At 73.9% G+C, this 17,536-nt stretch carries 17 protein-coding genes; 6 read left to right on the top strand and 11 right to left on the bottom strand.

Annotation, left to right across the window (positions count from 1 at the left end):
- Window positions 1–136: 136 nt before the first annotated feature.
- From IE321_RS05495 to IE321_RS05485, 3 genes are all read right to left on the bottom strand, one after another.
- Entirely contained in the window at window positions 137–778 is a 642-nt protein-coding gene (locus IE321_RS05495) for a TetR/AcrR family transcriptional regulator (protein ID WP_190221967.1), read from the bottom strand.
- 116 nt (window positions 779–894) lie between these two features.
- Window positions 895–2,235, bottom strand: coding sequence for a dicarboxylate/amino acid:cation symporter (locus IE321_RS05490; RefSeq protein ID WP_043228766.1), 1,341 nt, complete (start codon window positions 2,233–2,235; stop codon window positions 895–897).
- A gap of 480 nt (window positions 2,236–2,715) precedes the next feature.
- Window positions 2,716–2,982 carry a DUF4229 domain-containing protein gene (locus IE321_RS05485; RefSeq protein WP_043228768.1) on the bottom strand — a complete coding sequence of 89 codons (267 nt, stop codon included), beginning with the start codon at window positions 2,980–2,982 and terminating at the stop codon, window positions 2,716–2,718.
- 179 nt (window positions 2,983–3,161) lie between these two features.
- On the opposite strand from IE321_RS05485, the gene IE321_RS05480 reads away from it, so the two are divergent.
- Both IE321_RS05480 and IE321_RS05475 read left to right on the top strand, forming a co-directional pair.
- Window positions 3,162–3,695: a GNAT family N-acetyltransferase gene (locus IE321_RS05480; protein WP_043228771.1), complete on the top strand. Its 534-nt coding sequence runs from the start codon at window positions 3,162–3,164 to the stop codon at window positions 3,693–3,695.
- 81 nt (window positions 3,696–3,776) lie between these two features.
- Window positions 3,777–4,649, top strand: a complete 873-nt coding sequence (locus IE321_RS05475; RefSeq protein ID WP_190221966.1) for an AraC family transcriptional regulator — start codon at window positions 3,777–3,779, stop codon at window positions 4,647–4,649.
- 61 nt (window positions 4,650–4,710) lie between these two features.
- Here the strand turns inward: IE321_RS05475 and mqnE are convergent, their stop codons facing one another.
- The 6 genes from mqnE to IE321_RS05445 form a co-directional block, all read right to left on the bottom strand.
- Window positions 4,711–5,874 carry an aminofutalosine synthase MqnE gene (gene mqnE, locus IE321_RS05470; protein WP_043228774.1) on the bottom strand — a complete coding sequence of 388 codons (1,164 nt, stop codon included), beginning with the start codon at window positions 5,872–5,874 and terminating at the stop codon, window positions 4,711–4,713.
- A 49-nt stretch (window positions 5,875–5,923) separates the two neighbouring features.
- Complete coding sequence (locus tag IE321_RS05465) at window positions 5,924–6,379, bottom strand: Lrp/AsnC family transcriptional regulator (protein ID WP_031013392.1); 456 nt, start codon at window positions 6,377–6,379, stop codon at window positions 5,924–5,926.
- Window positions 6,380–6,625: 246 nt separating this feature from the next.
- Entirely contained in the window at window positions 6,626–7,312 is a 687-nt protein-coding gene (locus IE321_RS05460) for a UbiX family flavin prenyltransferase (protein ID WP_190221965.1), read from the bottom strand.
- Between the two features lie 38 nt (window positions 7,313–7,350).
- Entirely contained in the window at window positions 7,351–8,439 is a 1,089-nt protein-coding gene (locus IE321_RS05455; RefSeq protein WP_190221964.1) for a GNAT family N-acetyltransferase, read from the bottom strand.
- Complete coding sequence (locus IE321_RS05450; protein ID WP_190221963.1) at window positions 8,436–9,524, bottom strand: phosphotransferase; 1,089 nt, start codon at window positions 9,522–9,524, stop codon at window positions 8,436–8,438. Before IE321_RS05450 ends, IE321_RS05455 begins: the two co-directional genes overlap by 4 nt.
- 262 nt (window positions 9,525–9,786) lie before the next feature.
- A complete protein-coding gene (locus IE321_RS05445) occupies window positions 9,787–11,052 on the bottom strand; it encodes a carboxylate--amine ligase (RefSeq protein ID WP_190221962.1) in 1,266 nt (421 codons plus the stop codon).
- A gap of 140 nt (window positions 11,053–11,192) precedes the next feature.
- On the opposite strand from IE321_RS05445, the gene IE321_RS05440 reads away from it, so the two are divergent.
- The 4 genes from IE321_RS05440 to IE321_RS05425 are packed head-to-tail and all read left to right on the top strand — an operon-like array spanning window position 11,193 to window position 15,665.
- Window positions 11,193–13,106, top strand: a complete 1,914-nt coding sequence (locus IE321_RS05440) for a glycosyltransferase (protein ID WP_190221961.1) — start codon at window positions 11,193–11,195, stop codon at window positions 13,104–13,106.
- 11 nt (window positions 13,107–13,117) lie between these two features.
- Window positions 13,118–13,498 (top strand): hypothetical protein, encoded by a 381-nt coding sequence (locus tag IE321_RS05435; RefSeq protein WP_190221960.1) that lies wholly within the window; start codon window positions 13,118–13,120, stop codon window positions 13,496–13,498.
- 44 nt (window positions 13,499–13,542) lie between these two features.
- Window positions 13,543–14,790, top strand: coding sequence for an FAD-dependent oxidoreductase (locus tag IE321_RS05430; protein ID WP_190221959.1), 1,248 nt, complete (start codon window positions 13,543–13,545; stop codon window positions 14,788–14,790).
- A 2-nt stretch (window positions 14,791–14,792) separates the two neighbouring features.
- Window positions 14,793–15,665, top strand: coding sequence for a glycoside hydrolase family 16 protein (locus IE321_RS05425; RefSeq protein ID WP_190221958.1), 873 nt, complete (start codon window positions 14,793–14,795; stop codon window positions 15,663–15,665).
- A gap of 30 nt (window positions 15,666–15,695) precedes the next feature.
- Here the strand turns inward: IE321_RS05425 and IE321_RS05420 are convergent, their stop codons facing one another.
- Both IE321_RS05420 and IE321_RS05415 read right to left on the bottom strand, forming a co-directional pair.
- Complete coding sequence (locus tag IE321_RS05420) at window positions 15,696–16,505, bottom strand: polysaccharide deacetylase family protein (protein ID WP_043226905.1); 810 nt, start codon at window positions 16,503–16,505, stop codon at window positions 15,696–15,698.
- Window positions 16,502–17,485, bottom strand: a complete 984-nt coding sequence (locus IE321_RS05415) for a glycosyltransferase family 2 protein (RefSeq protein ID WP_190221998.1) — start codon at window positions 17,483–17,485, stop codon at window positions 16,502–16,504. The genes IE321_RS05420 and IE321_RS05415 overlap by 4 nt, the downstream gene beginning before the upstream one ends.
- Between the last annotated feature and the right edge of the window lie 51 nt (window positions 17,486–17,536).

Here is a 17,536-nt window from a genome sequence, read left to right as displayed (position 1 = left end):
GGTGCGGAGGTAATGCGTGGAGCGGAAGTACGTCGGGCGGAAGTACGGCCGTACGGGCCCGCGGCCCCTGGAGCGGGCCTCGGGCGGGCCCGCCCCGGGGGCATGACTAGCCGGTAACCTTACTGCGCGGTAAGGCTCAACGGGGAGACCAGCGCTCGTTTTTCATGAGATTCCCGAGCCCGGACCAGGCGAAGTTCATCAGCGTGGCCGCCGCCTCCCGGGCCGTCACCCCGGGCGTCTCGTTGGCCCAGGTCGCCAGCGACTCGGCGGAGCCCACCAGGGCCTGCGCCAGCGCCGCCACGTCCCGGTCACCGATCTCGACCGGCCCGTGCGCCGCCCGCGCCGCCTCCCCGATCAGTCCGGTCACGAAGTCGGCGATCTCCTCCCGCATCCGCGCCGCCTCGGTCGCGAAGGGTTCGCCCTGGGTCCGGGCGTGCCGGCTGAGCACCGCCCACGCGTCGGGGTGGTCGGCGGCGTGCCCGAAGAACGCCAGGAGCCCCGCCCACAGCCGCTCGTCCGGCGGCACGGACACGTCGGTGACGACCTCGGCCACGGCCGCGAGCAGCGCCTGCGCCTCGCGCCGGATGCAGGCGGTGAAGAGTTCTTCCTTGGAGTTCAGGTACAGATAGACGAGCGGCTTGGACACCCCCGCCAGCTCGGCGATCTCGTCCATCGAGGCCGCCTGGTAGCCGTGCCGCGCGAAGCACGCCACGGCGGCGTCCATCATCTGCCGCTCCCGCACGGCCCGCGGCAGCCTCTTGGTCCCCGCCACGCCCATCTCCGCCCTGCGTCCGTCTCGTTTCCATGATCGTCCGAACGCTCCGCAAAGCCTACGTGCCCCCCGCCCGGACGGGGGCGAGGGGCACGGAGGTGTGCGGGGCGTACGGGAGGGGGTCAGGCCGCGGCCACGACCGCCTTCTCCGGCGCGGCCTCGCGGGCGTCCTCGGGGCCGTCGATCGGGGACGCCGAGGCGTTCTCGTACGCGGTGTGGTCGAGGATCTTCTCGCGGGCGGAGACGATCACCGGGACGAGCGCCTGGCCGGCCACGTTGGTGGCGGTGCGGATCATGTCCAGGATCGGGTCGATCGCCATGAGCAGGCCGACGCCCTCCAGGGGGAGGCCCAGGGTGGAGAGGGTGAGGGTCAGCATGACCGTCGCGCCGGTCAGACCGGCGGTGGCCGCCGAGCCGATGACCGAGACGAAGGCGATGAGCAGGTACTCCTTGACGCCGAGCTGGACGTCGAAGATCTGCGCGATGAAGATCGCGGCGAGCGCCGGGTAGATCGCGGCGCAGCCGTCCATCTTGGTGGTGGCGCCGAACGGGACGGCGAAGGAGGCGTACTCCTTCGGGACGCCGAGGCGCTCGGTGACCTTCTGGGTGACCGGCATGGTGCCGACCGAGGAGCGGGAGACGAAGGCCAGCTGGATCGCGGGCCAGGCGCCCTTGAAGAACTGGAGCGGGTTCACCTTGGCGACGGTCGCGAGCAGCAGCGGGTAGACGCCGAAGAGGACCAGGGCGCAGCCGATGTAGACGTCGGCGGTGAAGGTCGCGTACTTGCCGAGGAGGTCCCAGCCGTAGTTGACGATGGCCTTGCCGATGAGGCCGGCGGTGCCGATCGGGGCGAGGCGGATGACCCACCACAGGGCCTTCTGGAGCAGCTCCAGGATCGACTCGGAGAGGGAGAGGATCGGCTGGGCCTTCTCGCCGAGCTGGAGGGCGGCGATGCCGGCGACGGCGGCCATGAAGACGATCTGGAGGACGTTCAGCTCGGTGAAGGGCGTGATGACGTCCGTCGGGATGATGCCGGTGAGGAAGTCGATCCAGCTGCCCTGGCCCTCGGGGGCCTTGCCGTCGGCCGGGGTGAGGCCGGTGCCGGCGCCGGGGTTGGTGAGCAGGCCGATCGTGATGCCGATGGCGACCGCGACGAGCGAGGTGATCATGAACCAGAGGAGGGTCTGCGCGGCGAGGCGGGCCGCGTTGTTGACCTTCCGGAGGTTGGTGATCGAGACGAGGATCGCGAAGAAGACGAGCGGGGCGACGGCCAGCTTCAGGAGCTGGACGAAGATGCCGCCGACCTGGATCAGGGTCTCCTTCAGCCAGTCGACGTCCTGGCTGCGGGCGATCCAGCCGAGCAGCACGCCGAGGACGAGACCGGCGACGATCTGGGCCCAGAACGGGACCTTGGGTATCCGGGACGAGGGCTTGGCCTCGGTGGCGGACGCGGACGCGGACACGGACACACTCCACAGATGCGTATCGGGGAATACGGGACGGGGGGTGCGGCACTCTCCCGCGCTCTCGCACGGGGGGCCGCTGCATGCTGCCGGGGAGGCCGGGGCCTCAGGACTCGCGGCGACAACAGGCCGCGGACATACAGCGGCAGAGATCGACGTGCAGGCGCGCCACGAGCGGGATGCCCGGGGCGTGAAGGAGGCGCACTGCTGTCGTCATGGCCGATACGTTAACACTTGAACTTTGAGAACCTCAAAGCTGTTCTTTGAGATCAAAAACCGGCCACCGCTGTCCCGAAACGAGAAAGCCCCTGATGGGAGCGGTAACGCTCACATCAGGGGCTCACGATCTGTGAGGAACCTTACGCTCCTCCTACACGACTCCCCCGCACCTACACCGAGGGAAGCCGGTACGTGAGGTGACGCCCGGCCGGCACGACCGTCAGGGACGCCACCCGGGAGGCGGCAGGGGCTTCGGGTCGCCTAGACCGCGTCCTCGCGGGTTCGGTTGTCCTGGAGGCGGCCCTTGGCGCGGTCCACCTTCTCGACGATCTCGACGCTCATGGAGTCGCGCTGCTTGCGGAGCAGGACGAAGCTCAGGGGGGCGGAGATGACGAGGGAGAGGAGGAGGACCCACAGGAGGTTGGAGTCACCGAGGCCGCGCGGCAGCGCGCCGACGTAGACGAGGCCCCACAGGGCGAGGAAGCACCCGGCGAAGATGCCGAGCCGCATCAGCGAGTAGCGGAGCATGACCCACTCTTTCGTTCCGAGGTTCCGAACCTTCCCCATACGGGACAAGCCTCCCCAGTGAAGCACGCGGGGGGAGGCCGGCCGACGGCGGGGCTCGGATCGGCCGGGGGGCGCGGGCCGGGCGTCCGAGGGGCGGAAGCCTCTTGAGGACAGGAAGAAGTAATAGTTAGACTCGATCTATGACCCTTACCTTCGAGGTCGATCCGACGGTCGACCCGTCCCTGACCGACGGCGTCCTCGCCCTCTGGGCCGACGTCTCCAACGCGGGCGGGGCCGTCGGCTTCGTCCCGCCCGTCACGCCCGAGGAGATCCGCCCCTCCCTCCTCAAGCACCTCACCGGCATGGCCCAGGGCACCCACCGCCTCCTGGTCGGCCGCGACGAGGACGGCGCGGTGGCCGCCACCGCCTTCTACAGCTTCAACTCCCACCGCCTGATGACCCACTGGGTGTGGCTCTACACGGTGATGGTCCACCCGAGGCACCAGGGCAAGGGGTACGGCCTCGATCTGATGGCCGCCGTCGAGCACGCCGCCCGCACCGCCCCGGGCTTCGAGGCGGTCGAGGCGATCCGGCTCACCTGCCGGGGCGGCACCGGAGTCGACTCCTTCTACGCCAGGGCCGGGTACAAGGAGGTCGGGCGCGTCCCGGGCGCCATCCGCGTGGCGCCCGGCGACGACCGCGACGACATCGTCATGCTGCTGCCCCTGACCTGATCCGGCCGGGCACCGATTGTCGGGTCCCGGGCCGGGTCGCGTTCCTACGGTGGGGACACAGGAAACAGGAAGGACACGCCCGTGCTGGAGGGCCTGAACCGCGCGCTCGACCACATCGAGGAGCGTCTCGACGGCGACCTCGACGTGGCGGAACTGGCCGGGATCGCCACCACCTCCGAGTACCACTTCCGACGGCTCTTCTCCGCGCTCGCGGGGATGCCGCTGTCGGAGTACGTGCGGCGCAGGCGGCTCACGCTCGCCGGCGCCGAGGTGCTGGCCGGGGAGCGGACGCTCCTGGAGGTCGCCGTCCGGTACGGCTACGGCTCCGGGGAGGCGTTCGCCCGGGCCTTCCGCGCCGTGCACGGCGTGGGGCCCGGCGAGGCCCGCCGCACCGGCGCCGCGCTCACCTCCCAGCCGCGCATGTCCTTCCGGCTCGTCGTCGAAGGGAACAGCAGCATGAAGTACCGCACCGTGGCCAGGGACGCCTTCCGGATCGTCGGGGACCGGGCCAGGGTCCCGCTCGTCCACGAGGGGGAGAACCCGGCGATCGCCACCCAGATCCGCGGGCTCGGCCAGGAGGCGCTGGGCCGGCTCGCCGCCCTGTCGACCGGGGAGCCCGCCGGGCTCGTCTCGGCGGTCGTGCACCTCGCCGAGAGCCGCGAGGAGGGCGTGGAGCTCGACCACTGGTACGGCGTGGTCACCGGAGCCGGGGCCGGGGCGCCGGAGCCGTACGAGGCCCTCGACGTCCCGGCCGGCACCTGGGCGGTCTTCGAGAACGAGGGCCCCTACCCGCAGGCGCTCCAGTACCTGTGGCGGGACGTCTTCACCGAGTGGTTCCCGTCCAACCCGTACGCGAGCCGCCCCGGGCCCGAGATCCTGTCGGTCCGCCCGTCGGAGGACTGGACGACGGCGCGGGCCGAGCTGTGGATCCCGGTGGAGCACACGGGGGGCTGACGCCCCGGACGCGCGGAAGGGCCGGCGGGGATCGCCCGCCGGCCCTTCCGTCACGAGGGGGTCAGAGCCGCATCGCCTGCGGCGTCTCCCGCCGGTCCGCGTCCGGGCCCGGGTACTCCCGGATGATCTCGTACCGGGTGTTCCGCTCCACCGGCCGGAAGCCCGCGTCGCGGATCAGCTCCAGCAGGTCCTCGCGGCCCAGCTTGTTCGGCGTGCCGTAGTTGTCGGCGTCGTGGGTGATCTTGTACTCGACCACCGAGCCGTCCATGTCGTCGGCGCCGTGCTGGAGCGCGAGCTGGGCGGTCTGGACGCCGTGCATGACCCAGAAGACCTTGACGTGCGGCACGTTGTCGAAGAGGAGCCGGGAGACCGCGAAGGTCTTGAGGGCCTCGGCGCCGGTCGCCATCGTCGTGCGGGCCTGGAGCTTGTTGCGGACCTTGCCGTCCTGCATGTCCACGAAGTCGTGCTGGTAGCGCAGCGGGATGAAGACCTGGAAGCCGCCGGTCTCGTCCTGGAGCTCCCGCAGCCGCAGCACGTGGTCGACGCGGTGGCGCGGCTCCTCGATGTGCCCGTACAGCATCGTCGAGGGGGTCTTCAGGCCCTTGGAGTGGGCGAGGCGGTGGATCCGGGACCAGTCCTCCCAGTGGGTGCGGTGGTCCACGATGTGCTGCCGGACCTCCCAGTCGAAGATCTCGGCGCCGCCGCCGGTCAGCGACTCCAGGCCGGCCTCGATGAGCTCGTCGAGGATGTCGGAGGCCGACATGCCCGAGATGGTCTCGAAGTGGTGGATCTCGGTGGCGGTGAAGGCCTTGAGGGAGACGTTCGGCAGGGCCTTCTTGAGCTCGGAGAGCGAGCGCGGGTAGTACCGCCAGGGCAGGTTGGGGTGCAGCCCGTTGACGATGTGCAGCTCGGTGAGGTTCTCGTTCTCCATCGCCTTGGCGAGGCGGACGGCCTCCTCGATGCGCATCGTGTACGCGTCCTTCTCGCCCGGCTTGCGCTGGAAGGAGCAGTAGGCGCAGGAGGCGGTGCAGACGTTGGTCATGTTCAGATGCCGGTTGACATTGAAGTGGACCACGTCGCCGTTCTTGCGGGTCCGGACCTCGTGGGCCAGCCCGCCGAGCCAGGCGAGGTCGTCGGAGTCGTAGAGGGCGATGCCGTCCTCACGGCTCAGCCGCTCCCCGGCGAGCACCTTCTGCTCCAGCTCCCGCTTGAGCCCAGCGTCCATCTCCGGCCGCCTCCCATATCTCCGAAATCAGGCTTCACCCACCGTACTCTCAGCCCTCTTCGGGCAGGTCCCCGACCCGGTTCTCCCACTTGGTGGAGAGCACGATCGTGGTGCGCGTGCGGGAGACGCCCTTGGTGCCGGAGAGCCGGCGGATCGTCTTCTCCAGGCCGTCGACGTCGTTGGCGCGGACCTTGAGCATGAAGGAGTCGTCGCCGGCGATGAACCAGCAGTCCTCGATCTCGGCGAGGTCCTTGAGCCGGCGGGCCACGTCCTCGTGGTCGGCGGCGTCGGAGAGGGAGATGCCGATGAGGGCGGTGACGCCCAGGCCGAGGGAGGCCGCGTCCACGGTGGCGCGGTAGCCGGTGATGACCCCGGCCGCCTCCAGGCGGTTGATGCGGTCCGTGACGGAGGGGCCGGAGAGCCCGACCAGCCGGCCCAGCTCGGCGTAGGAGGCGCGGCCGTTCTCGCGCAGGGCCTGGATGAGCTGCCTATCCACGGCGTCCATAGGTATACGACCTTCCATTGTCCAGCGATACCGCAAGTTTAGGTGTAGAATCTAAGGCATGCAGGGATGCAGCCCTGCGAATCTTTCAGTGGATCAAAGACGATCTTTCAGGAGTGAGGACACCGTGTACACGATCGAGATGGCCTACGCCCGTATGCGCGAGCTGCAGGACCTGGCCAACCGCTCGCGTGCCCACCAGACCGCAGCCGCCTCGAAGCGCGCCGCCAAGAAGGCCGCCAAGAAGCGCTAACCGGCACGGGAGGCTCCTCCGAGCTCTCCCCGCCACCGGCGGTACAGCTCGTGCGACACCCCTGCCGCGTCGAGCACCCGCCCCGCGACGAAGTCCACGAGATCCTGGATGTGCGTCGCCCCCGCGTAGAACGCCGGAGAGGCGGGCAGCACCACGGCGCCCGCCTCGTCCAGCGCCACCATCTGCTTCAGCGTCTGCCCGCTCAGCGGGGTCTCCCGCACCGCGACGACCAGCGGACGCCGCTCCTTGAGCGTCACGCTCGCCACCCGCTGGAGCAGGTCCTTCGACAGGCCGAGCGCCACTCCCGCCACCGAGGCGGTCGAGGCAGGCACGATCAGCATCCCCTTGGCCGGGTACGACCCCGAGGACGGTCCCGCCGCCAGGTCGCCGGCCGCCCAGTACCGCACGTCGTCCAGCGACTCCACCGGCACCTCGAAGGCGTCCGGCTTCCCGTCCGCCCCCCGGGCCAGCCAGGCCGCCAGGTCCTCGCGCCAGTGCGCGTCGCGGAAGCCGATCCCCGTCTCGTCGAGCAGGGTGAGCCGCGAGGCCCGCGACACCACCAGGTCGACGCTCTCCCCCGCGTCCAGCAGCCCCCTGAGCACGGAAGCCGCGTACGGCGTCCCCGACGCCCCGGAGACCCCCACGACCCAGGGCCGGCGACTCTTCTTCTCCTGCGACTCCACGACAGTGAGCCTATCCGGCCGGGGAAACCCAGGCCCGGTCAGGCGTCCCGGAATCGCAGCAGCCGCTTGGCCGCGGTCCGGGCCAGGCGGTCCGCCCGGGTCAGGGGCAGGCGCTCGCGGCGGTAGCGGAGCGAGGGGCGCCCCTCGGCCCCGAAACCCTCCTTGAAGTGCGCGAGCGAGGACCCCGGCCGGGAGTCGCCCATCACGTAGGCGGTCCGGCCCTCGGCGCACGCGTCCTCGATCGCGAGCCGCTGGAGCAGGAAGTTCGCCCGCACCGGATGCGCCAGGTCCCGGTCCATCGCGCCGCGCCAGTACTTGGCGCGGTCCCCGTGCGACACCACCACCACGCCCGCGGCCGGCTCCCCGCCGACCCGGGCCAGATAGACGGCGCACCCGTCGCCGAACCGTCCGGCGACCTCCTCCAGGTACCGCCGGGGGAACTCCCGGGACCTGCGCAGCCGGGCCAGCGCCCTCGGCTCGTGCTGGTGCGCGGCCCACCGCAGCATGGACGTCTCGTACAGCCCGTAGAACTCCGGCACCAGCCGGCCCCCGCGGCCGACCTCCACCTCGACGGCCGACCGCTCGCCCCGGCGCACGTCCCGCCTGATCCGGCCGTGGAAGCGGCGCTCCCACACGGTGCCGAAGCCTCCGTCCAGTTCCAGGACGTACGTGGTCAGGGCCTCGACGGCGAAGCCCGGCGGCGCGGCGGACGCCCACACCGGGTCGGCGTCCGGCCCGCACCGCACGCCGACCCGCAGCGCCGGGCGCCGGGCCAGGTCGCCGAGGACGACCGCGGCCTCCTCCGCGTCGGGCGGGCCCGGGGCGGACAGGGGGCCGCCGATCCCCCAGCCGGACGGCCAGGACTCCTCGGCGGTCAGGTACCGGGGCAGCCCCCGCCGCCGGACGAGCGGGACCACGACCCGGCGGCCGCCGCCGAAGACGTACAGCCGGCTGGCGTCCTCGAAGGGGGCCGTCGCGCAGAGGCTGTCGAGCCACGTCGGGGTCTGTGTGACCAGCGCGGCCGGGTCCTCCCCGGCCAGCCGCCACCAGACCTCGCGCGGCGCCGGCGAGGTGACCCGCACCGGGCCCGCCGCCGTGGTCCGGGTGAGCACCTCCACCGTGCTCACCGCCGCGCCACCTCGGTGAGGACCGGCACCACGTTGCCGTGCACCCAGCGGCGGCTGCGGCCGTAGCGGGCGGACTTGGCGGCGTTCCCGGCCACGTGCCACAGCCAGGTGAGCAGCGGCAGCAGGGCGCCGTCGGGCTCCTGGCCCGGCGGCGGCACGTCGGAGTGGGCGAGCAGGGCGCGGTCCTCGGGGAGCAGGCCGCCGCGGCGCACCGCGTCGGCCACGATCCGCCCCAGCTCCCGCCGCTCGCGCTGCTGCCGCAGGGTGAGGACGAACAGATAGGAGTCGACGGCGCACGGCCCGTCGGGGCGGGAGTCCGCCCAGTCGATCACGCCGGACAGCGCCCCGCTCTCCTCGTCGACCAGGATGTTCCCCGGGTGGTAGTCGCCGTGGGTCCTGGCGGCGGTCAGGGTGCGCCCGGCCAGACCGTCGTCGAGCCGCTCCCGCAGGGCCCGCACGGCGGCCGCGCCCCGGGGCGCGGCGCACCAGGGGACCTGCTCGGCGAGCACCGCGAGGCGGGCGTCCACCCAGTCGGCGGTACGGCGCCCGGCCCGCTCCGGGTGGCCGGTCGCGCGGTGCAGGGCGGCGACGGTGCCGAGCGCCGCGACGGCCAGCGGGCGGGTCCGGCCGAGGGCGCGGCGCAGCACGGCGTCGCCCTCGACGCCGGGCAGGCAGCGTTCGGCCACGAGCAGCAGCCGGCCGTGGTGGCGCAGCTCCTCGGCCGCGGGCAGCAGCCGCCGCCAGTCGCCGACCCGGTCGTCGCCGGTCAGCTCGCGCAGCGCGGCGCAGCCGTGGGTGAGGGAGCCGGCGGCGCGGACGCTGCGCGGGTGCTTGATGACGAGCGGTTCGGCGGCGCGGTCCTCCAGGCGGAAGACCAGCAGGTCGGAGACGGTCCGTTCCAGCCGGTGCAGATCGCGGAAGCGGACGCGTCCGCCGCGCAGCAGGACGGCGAGGCGGTGGGCGCGGACCAGGTCCGAGGGGCGGGTCAGCAGCGGGTTCGGGTCGAGCGGCAGGAGGCCGCTCAGGGCCGCCCCGCCGGTTCCGGGCCGCTCCCCCGGCACGGTCCGGGGGGCCGCGGTGTCCACGGGTCCTCCCGGCCAACCGATCGTATGAATCAGGACAATTCACCGGATGTTTCACTCTAGCAAGGGGGTGCCGCCCGGCGCCCGCCAAGGATCGCTCCCCGGCGCCGGCCAAGGGGTTGCTCCCCGGCGCCGGCCAAGGATTGCGCCCCGGTGCCCGCCCGGAGCGGAAGCCCCACCCGCCCCGCCGACGCGTTTCCGCCACCCGCCCGCCCCGCCGACGCGTTCCACCATCCACTCCACCCCGCCCCGCCCACGCGTCCCGCTACCCGTCCCGCCCCGCCCCCGGGCGCCGGTCCGTCCCGCCCCGCACCTCGCGGCCGAGCCTGCGGGCGACGGCGCCGAGGAAGCGGACCGCCTCGACGGCGGCGGGCAGCGGGTCCTCGCCGCTGAGCCAGGCGCGCTCGGTCCCGGGGACCGGCAGCAGGGCGGGCGGGAGCCGGTGTTCCTCGCGCAGCCAGGCCAGCACCGACGGCAGGTCGAGCTGGCCGGCCACGAACACCCGCCCCTCGGCCTGGGGGCGGGGCGGCACCGCACGGCCCGTCAGGTCGAGGTGCATGGCCCGGACGACGTCCACGCCGTCGGTGTTCTCGAACAGCCGGAACTGGGCGCCGGTCCGCGGGTTGAAGTCCACCAACTTGTAGCGCTCGTCGCGGCGGTCGTAGCGCCAGTCGAGGTCCGCCGCGCCGCTGTAGCCGACGCGGCGGACGAGGTCCTCGGCCAGCCGGGCGAGGACGGGGTTGGCCAGCGCCACGGCCCGGGTCGTCACCCCGGCGTGCGGCGGCCAGGACCGCAGCTTGAGACCGGTGAAGGCGACCCGGGGCTCGCCGCCGGCCCCGCAGTACAGGTGGGTGATCCAGTCCTCGGCCCACTCGCGCGGGATGTACTCCTGCACCAGGAGCGGGGGCAGGACGCCCGGCGCGAAGCGGTCCAGGAGCCCGCGCTCGTCGCGGACGGCCGTGGTGCCGCCCACCGCCGGGTCGCGCAGCCGGGTCCACGCGTCGCGGTTCTTCAGCACGACGGGGAAGCCCAGCTCCCGCCCGGCGTCGACGAGTTCGTCGCGGTCGACGGGCACCCTGGTGCGCGGCGCGGCGACCCCCAGTTCCTCGCAGAGGGCGTGCAGGCTCGCCTTCCCGGCGAGGAGGCGCGGCAGCCCCGGTTCGACCCGGGGCAGCAGGAAGCACTCCGAAAGGATCTCGGCGTGCTCGGCGAGGAGGATCGCGGCCTCGTCGTCGGTCGGCACGGGCACGCAGGGCGCGCCCACGGACCGGCCGACGTCGAGCAGGGCGGCGACGAGCGCGTCCTGCCGCTCCAGGCCGGTGGTCGGGCGGACGAAGGCGCGGGACAGGTGGCGGGAGAGGGCGACGGGGGTGAGCCGGTCCTCGACGAGGGCGTGGACGGTGACGCCCGCCCGGCCGAGGGTGCGCACCACGCCGAGCCCGCCGTGGTGCTGGGGGTACGTGCCGACCTTGGCGAGGAGCGCGGGCACCGCCGGGTCGAGGTGCGGGGCGTCCGGGGCGCTCGGCCTCACGGCTCTCCCTTCGGTGCCTTCCGGGCTCGACGTTCCCATCGGGCCCCACAGCAGGGGACGTTCTAGAATCACACCATAATGTCCATTTTGCGGCTTACCGGAAGATGGGGCCCCGCCGAACAGGTCACGGACGTGTTCCGGTGAGCGGGTACCACCGCCGGGCCCGCACCGAGGCCGCCGGACCGGGGAGCGGTCGGGACGCCCCGGACGGCGCCACCGCCCGCCCCGGAAGCCCGGGAAGCCCGGAGGATCCGGAAGGCCCCGGACCCGGCGACGGCCCGCACGGCCCCGCACGGTCCGACCCCGCACCGCCCCCCGCCCGGACCCGCGCGACCACCGTCCGCGTCTGGACCGCCCGCCTGATCCTGCCCCTCTCGGTCGCCCTCTGGCTGCTGTCGCTCCGCGCCGTCCCGCTCGACCGGATGCGCGACCTCGGGCTGCTCCAGGTGCTGCCCCCGCTCTTCTGGACCGCCGCCGCCCTGCTCACCCTGGGCTTCTGCCTGGCCCTCGGCGACCGCCGCACCCACAGCGCCTGGCTGACCGGCTACGTCCTCGCCCTGATCGCCCTGATCCACGCCACCCCCACGCTCCTGTACCCGACCCTGCGCTACTCCTGGGCCTGGAAACACCTCGCGGTCATCGACGCGATGATCCGGCACGGCGGCGAGGTGCCGGACGCGGGCAAGTTCTCCGTCTACAACGACTGGCCGGGCTTCTTCCAGCTCCACGCGCTGTTCCTGCGGACCACCGGACTGGACTCCGCGGTCGGCTACGCCTCCTGGACCCCGCCGTTCGCCAACGCCCTGCTGCTCGCCCCGCTGCTCCTGCTGTACCGCTCCGTCACCCGCGACCGGCGGATGGTGTGGGGCGCGGTCTGGATCTTCTACAGCTGCTCCTGGGTCGGCCAGGACTACTTCGCGCCGCAGTCCTTCGCCTTCCTGCTCTTCCTCACCGTGATGGCCCTCCTCTTCCGGCAGCTGCGGTCCTCGGCGCTGCCCCGCCCCGACCCGCGCCGCCGGGACGGCTGGCCACCCGGGCTCCTCGTCGGGGTCGTGCTGATCGTGGCCGCGATCGTGGTCTCCCACCCGCTCACACCGCTGATGCTCATCAGCGCCCTGGCCCTGCTGTCCCTGCCCCGCCGCAGCCGGCGGCTCGCCGTGCCCGTGCTGATCGCCGCCGTCGTCCTCACCGCCGTCTGGGACGCCACCGTCGCCCGGTCGTACATCTCCGTCAACATCACCAACCTCATCCAGTCCCTCACCGAACCCGACAAGAACGTCTCCTCCGGGCTGGCCGCCCTCGGCGACGCGGCGCCGGGCCAGATCCTGCTGTCCTGGGTCGACCGCGGCCTGTCCGCAGCGGTCGCCGTCCTGGCCCTGGCCGGCCTGCTCGCCCGGCGGTGGACCCGGCGCACCGGCCTCCCGCTGCTGGCCGCCGCCCCGCTGCCGCTGCTCGCCGTCAACGCCTACGGCGGCGAGATGCTCTTCCGGGCCTACCTCTTCGCGCTGCCCGCCGCCGCGTTCCTGGTGGCCGCGCTGCTGCTGCCGCCGGGCGCCCGGCGGCCCGTCCCGTACACCCTCGCCGTCTACCCGCTGATCCTCGCCATGACCGGCGCGCTGTTCTTCGGCTACTACGGCAAGGAGGCGGTGAACCACTACACGCTCGACGAGGTGGCCGCCGCCCGCTACGTGGTCGAGCACGCCCCGCCGGGCTCGACGATCGTCACCCTCACCGCCGACGTGCCCGACCTCGACCTCGACTACGAGGTGCACCGCAGGGTCCAGCTGGCCTACCAGGATCCGGACGACCAGCGGGTGCTGGTGCGCGACCCGCTGGAGGGGGTGACCGGCTTCGTCTTCGGCGCCACCGAGGAACGGCCCGCGTACGTCGTCCTCAGCCGGGCCCAGGACATGAACCTGTACGTCACCGGAGCCCTGCCGACGGAGGTGTCGGGGCGGCTGCGGACCGCGCTGGACGGCGCCCGGGGCTTCACCCTCGTCTACGAGAACGACGACGCGGCCGTCTACCGCTACGTGACCCCGCCACCGCGCTGAGGAGACCCGCCATGACGCCCCTACGGCCGGTGCTCGCCGTCTCCGGATGGCTCGCGCTGCTCGCCTCCGTGACGCTGCCGGACGCCGCCCCCGTCCGGGTCGCCGCCGTCACCGCCTTCCTGCTCGTCTGCCCGGGGCACGCGGCCCTCCTCGCCCTGCGGCCGGCCCGCACCCGGCGGTCCGGACACCCTGCCGACCGCCTGGAGACCGCTCTCCTCACCCTCGTGCTCGGCCTCGCCCTGGCGACGCTGGTGGCCGTGACGCTCTTCCTCTGCGGCGTCTTCACCGCCACCCGCTCCCTGCTCGTGCTCGCCGCCCTGACCTCGGTCCTCGCCCTGCTGCCGCACCGGTCCGGCGCGCGGAACCGGGACTCCCGGGTGCACGCTGGTTGAGGAGCCTCCCCGCCCCGCGGGACGCGCAGGAGAGGAGACGCGCCATGGCCCAGGAACCGCCCCCGCCCGCCGGGACCGCCCGCCGCCGGCTGCCCGTCGTGGTCGTCGGGGCCGGCCCCTTCGGACTCTCCACCGCCGCCTGGCTGGACGCGGCCGGCACACCGGTCCGCGTCTTCGGCACCCCGATGGGGACCTGGCGGACCCACATGCCCGAGGGCATGTTCCTCAAGTCGGTGCCGGCCGCCTCCTCGCTCTCCGCGCCCGGGGACGGGCACCGCTTCGCCGACTTCCGCGCCGCCCGGGGCCGCCGCCCGGTGGGCGACACCTATCCGATCCCGGTGGACGAGTTCATCGCGTACGGCCACTGGTTCCAGGAGCGGCTGGTGCCGGGCGTGGAGCCCACGACGGTGTGCGGGGTGCGGGCCGACGGCGACGCCTTCGGCGTCCTCCTGGACTCCGGCGAGGAGGTCGCGGCGCGGGCCGTGGTGGTCGCCACCGGCCTCGTGGCCTACGCCCACCGGCCCGCCGGACTGGCCCCGCTCGCCGAGGCGGGCCTCGCCTCCCACACCTGCGACCACCGCGACCTGGCCGCCTTCGCCGGGCGGAGCGTCGCCGTCCTCGGCGCCGGCCAGTCGGCCCTGGAGAGCGCCGCGCTGCTGCGCGAGGCGGGTGCCCGGCCCGTCGTCGTCGCCCGGACCGGCGCCCTGCTGTTCGGCGACCCGCCGCCGACCGCCCGGCCGTCCGCCCGGCCCTGGTACGACCGGCTGCGCAAGCCCGGCTCGGCGCTCGGCCCGGGCTGGTCCCTGTTCGCGGTCAGCCGCGGCCCCGCCGCCTACCGCCACCTGCCGCTCCCCGTCCGCGCCCACGTCCTGCGCACGGTGCTCGGGCCGTCCGGCGCCTGGTGGCTGCGGAGCCGGGTGAACGGACGCCTCCCGGTGCTGTGCGGGCGCAGGATCGTCTCGGCCCGGCAGCGGGACGGCGCCGTCCGCCTGGAGCTGGTGGACCGGACGGGCCGTCACGACGTCCTGGACGCCGACCACGTCCTGGCCGCCACCGGATACCGGGTCGACGTGCGGCGGGCCCCCGTCCTGGAGCCGGCGCTGCGGGAGGCGGTGCGCATCCTGCCGGGCGGCGCGCCCGTGCTGTCGGCGGGCTTCGAGTCCTCGGTCCCCGGCCTGTACTTCACCGGGCTCGCCGCGGCCCCCACCTTCGGCCCCGTGCTGCGCTTCGTGCACGGCACGGAGTTCTCCGCCCACCGGCTCGCGGCCTCGGCCGCGGGCGGGGACCGGTGACCGTGCGGGGCACCCGCGGACCCCTGAGGCGGGCGGCCCTGACGCTGGCCTCGGCCCTCCTGGTGACCGCCACCGCCACCGCCTGCGCCGAACCGGCCGGCGGGCCGGCGGCCGCCGAGGCCGTCACGACGTCCTCCACCGGCCCGCCCGCGCCCGGCACGTGGCGGCTCGTCCTGGACGACGGCTTCGACGGGACGGAGCTCGACGGGCGGACGTGGACCACCTGCTACGACTGGAACGACGACGGCTGCACCAACAGCGGCAACGACGAACTCCAGTGGTACCTGCCGGAACAGGTCGCGGTGCGGGACGGCGAACTGGTCCTCACCGCCGAGCGCCGCGAGACGCGCGGCAGCGACGACAAGAACTACCCCTGGACCTCCGGGATGATCTCCACCGGCCGCGACCACTGGGACGGCGACCCCCGGCGCACGTTCACCTACGGCTACTTCGAGGCGGCGATCAGGATCCCGGCCGAGGAGGGCATGTTCCCCGCCTTCTGGATGATGCCCGCCTCCCGCTACACCCCGCCCGAGCTCGACATCATGGAGTTCCTGGCCACCACCGAGCGGGTCAGCATGTACGTGCACTGGAACGAGCCCGACGGCGAGGAGGCGCGGCAGCGCGGCACGTACGGCCCGGTCGACTTCCCCGCCGGGTACCACGTCTTCGGCCTGCTGTGGGAGCCCGACGCCCTCGTCTGGTACGTGGACGGCGTCGAACGCCTCCGGGTGACGGACACCGAGCGGATCCCGGACGTGCCCATGGAGGTCCTGCTCAACCTGGCGGTCGGCGTGCCCCACCCCCCGCCGGAGACCGTGGACACGGCCCGGATGAGCGTCGACTGGGTACGGGTGTGGCAGCAGCCCTCCTGAGGGCTTCCGGTACGACCGGCCGAGCCGCCCTCACGAGACCGCGCGGTACGGCACGTTGAGCCGGGCCCGCATCCGGCGGTAGGCGCGCCAGCCCCTGGTCCTGGCCCCCTCGGGGAAGGGCGCCACCGGCGCGGCGGACCCCGTGGTCCACCGCCGGAAGGTGTCCCGGTCGGTGTCGGCGCGCACCATCAGCCGGGCGATGCGCAGCGGCTCGTCGTCCGCCGAGCTGAACGCGTCCCGCACCGCCGTGGCCGAGCTCCACCCGGCCGTCCTGACCTGCTCGCGCACGGCGGGGCTGGAGTACCCGTGCGGATAGGCGAACGACACGACCCGGTGCCCGAGGAGGTCCTCCAGCTCCCGCCCGCACCCCGCGACCTCGTCCCGCACCCGGTCGGCGGGCAGGGTGTCGAGCTGCGGGTGGGTCCGCGTGTGGCCGCCGATCTCGACGCCGTACCCGTCGAGCTCCACCAGCTGGCGCAGGCTCAGCATCCGCGAGCCCGGCGGGAAGACGGTGCCCGCCGTCCAGCCCGGGCGGCCGCGCAGCGCGCCGGTGGTGACGTACAGGGTGGCGGGCAGGCCGTGGAAGGCGAGCAGCGGCAGCACGGTCGAGTGGAAGTCGGCGAAGCCGTCGTCGAAGGTGAGGACCGCGGACCGGTCGGGGAGCGGCGGCCCGCCGCGCTGCGCCGCCACCAGCCGGCGCAGCGGCACGATCCGCAGACCGCTGTCGGCGATCGTCTCCAGCTGCTCGGCGAAGCGGCCGGGCCGGACCGTGAACGGCGCGATCCAGGACGGCGGGTCGGGCGACACCGAGTGGTAGAGGAAGACGGGCACGGCGGTCATGGCCGCCCCCCGCCCGCCCCTCCGGCCGGTCCCGCGACGGGTGCGGCGGAGGGTGCCGGGTCCCGTACGCCCGCGGCGGGCGCGGGGCGCCGCACCCGGCCCACCAGATAGCCGGCGACGGTCGCCGTGACGCCTCCCACCAGCGCCGCCGCCGTGCGCAGCCCGCCGGGCAGACCGGGCCGCAGCGCCCGTACGAAGGCCCGCGGGACGGTCGACCGCAGATAGGCGCGCTCGCTGGAGAGCGCCGCCCGGGAGGAACCGAGCCGGGCGACGTGTGCCTTGGACAGGCCCTCCGCGTAGCAGCGGGCGACGAAGTACGCCCAGGTGGCGCGGGCCGCGGGCACGTGGTGGCGGACGGCGGCGGCGGGTTCGTGGAGCAGCACGGCGTCCGGGCGCCGGTCCGCGATCCGCAGGCACAGCTCGGTCTCCTCGCAGCCGAGCGGCCGGGTCCCCACCCGCCCCAGGTCGGTGCGGAACCCGCCGGCACCGAGCAGCGCGGACCGGCGGAAGGACATGTTGGCGCCGATGAAGTTCCGCACCGGCGCCGGGTGCGTGGGCAGCCCCCGGTACGAGCAGCCGACGACCCAGTCGAACTCGCGCGGGAACCACGGCGGCCGGCGGGTCGCCCACCAGGGCCGGACCAGGCCGCCGACGCCGGCGACGGCGCGGTCGGCGTAGGGGGCCAGGAGCCGCGCGGACCAGTCGGGTTCGGCCGCCGCGTCGTCGTCGAGGAAGGCCACGACCTCGCAGCGGGCGGCCGCCACCCCGGTGTTGCGGGCGCCGGACAGGCCCCGGCGCCCGTCGTTCGCGAGCACCCGCACGCCGGGGAAGGCGGCGGTCGCCCGGGCGCGCAGCTCGGGGCAGTGGTCGACGACCAGGACGGTCTCCCGCACCGGCGGTCGCTGGTCCCGCAGCGACCCGATCGCCGCCCGCAGGTCGTCCCAGCGGTCGAGGGTGTAGGCACAGACCACGACGGTCAGGCTGGGGAAGGCGGTCGGGTCGGTGCCGGTGCCGGCGCGGGTGTCGGTGCG

Origin of the sequence: Streptomyces hydrogenans (assembly GCF_014656075.1) — a bacterium.
GTDB lineage: Bacteria > Actinomycetota > Actinomycetes > Streptomycetales > Streptomycetaceae > Streptomyces > Streptomyces hydrogenans.
The sequence above is the reverse complement of the archived record's forward strand: the minus strand, read 5'-3'. Positions and strand labels throughout refer to the sequence as shown.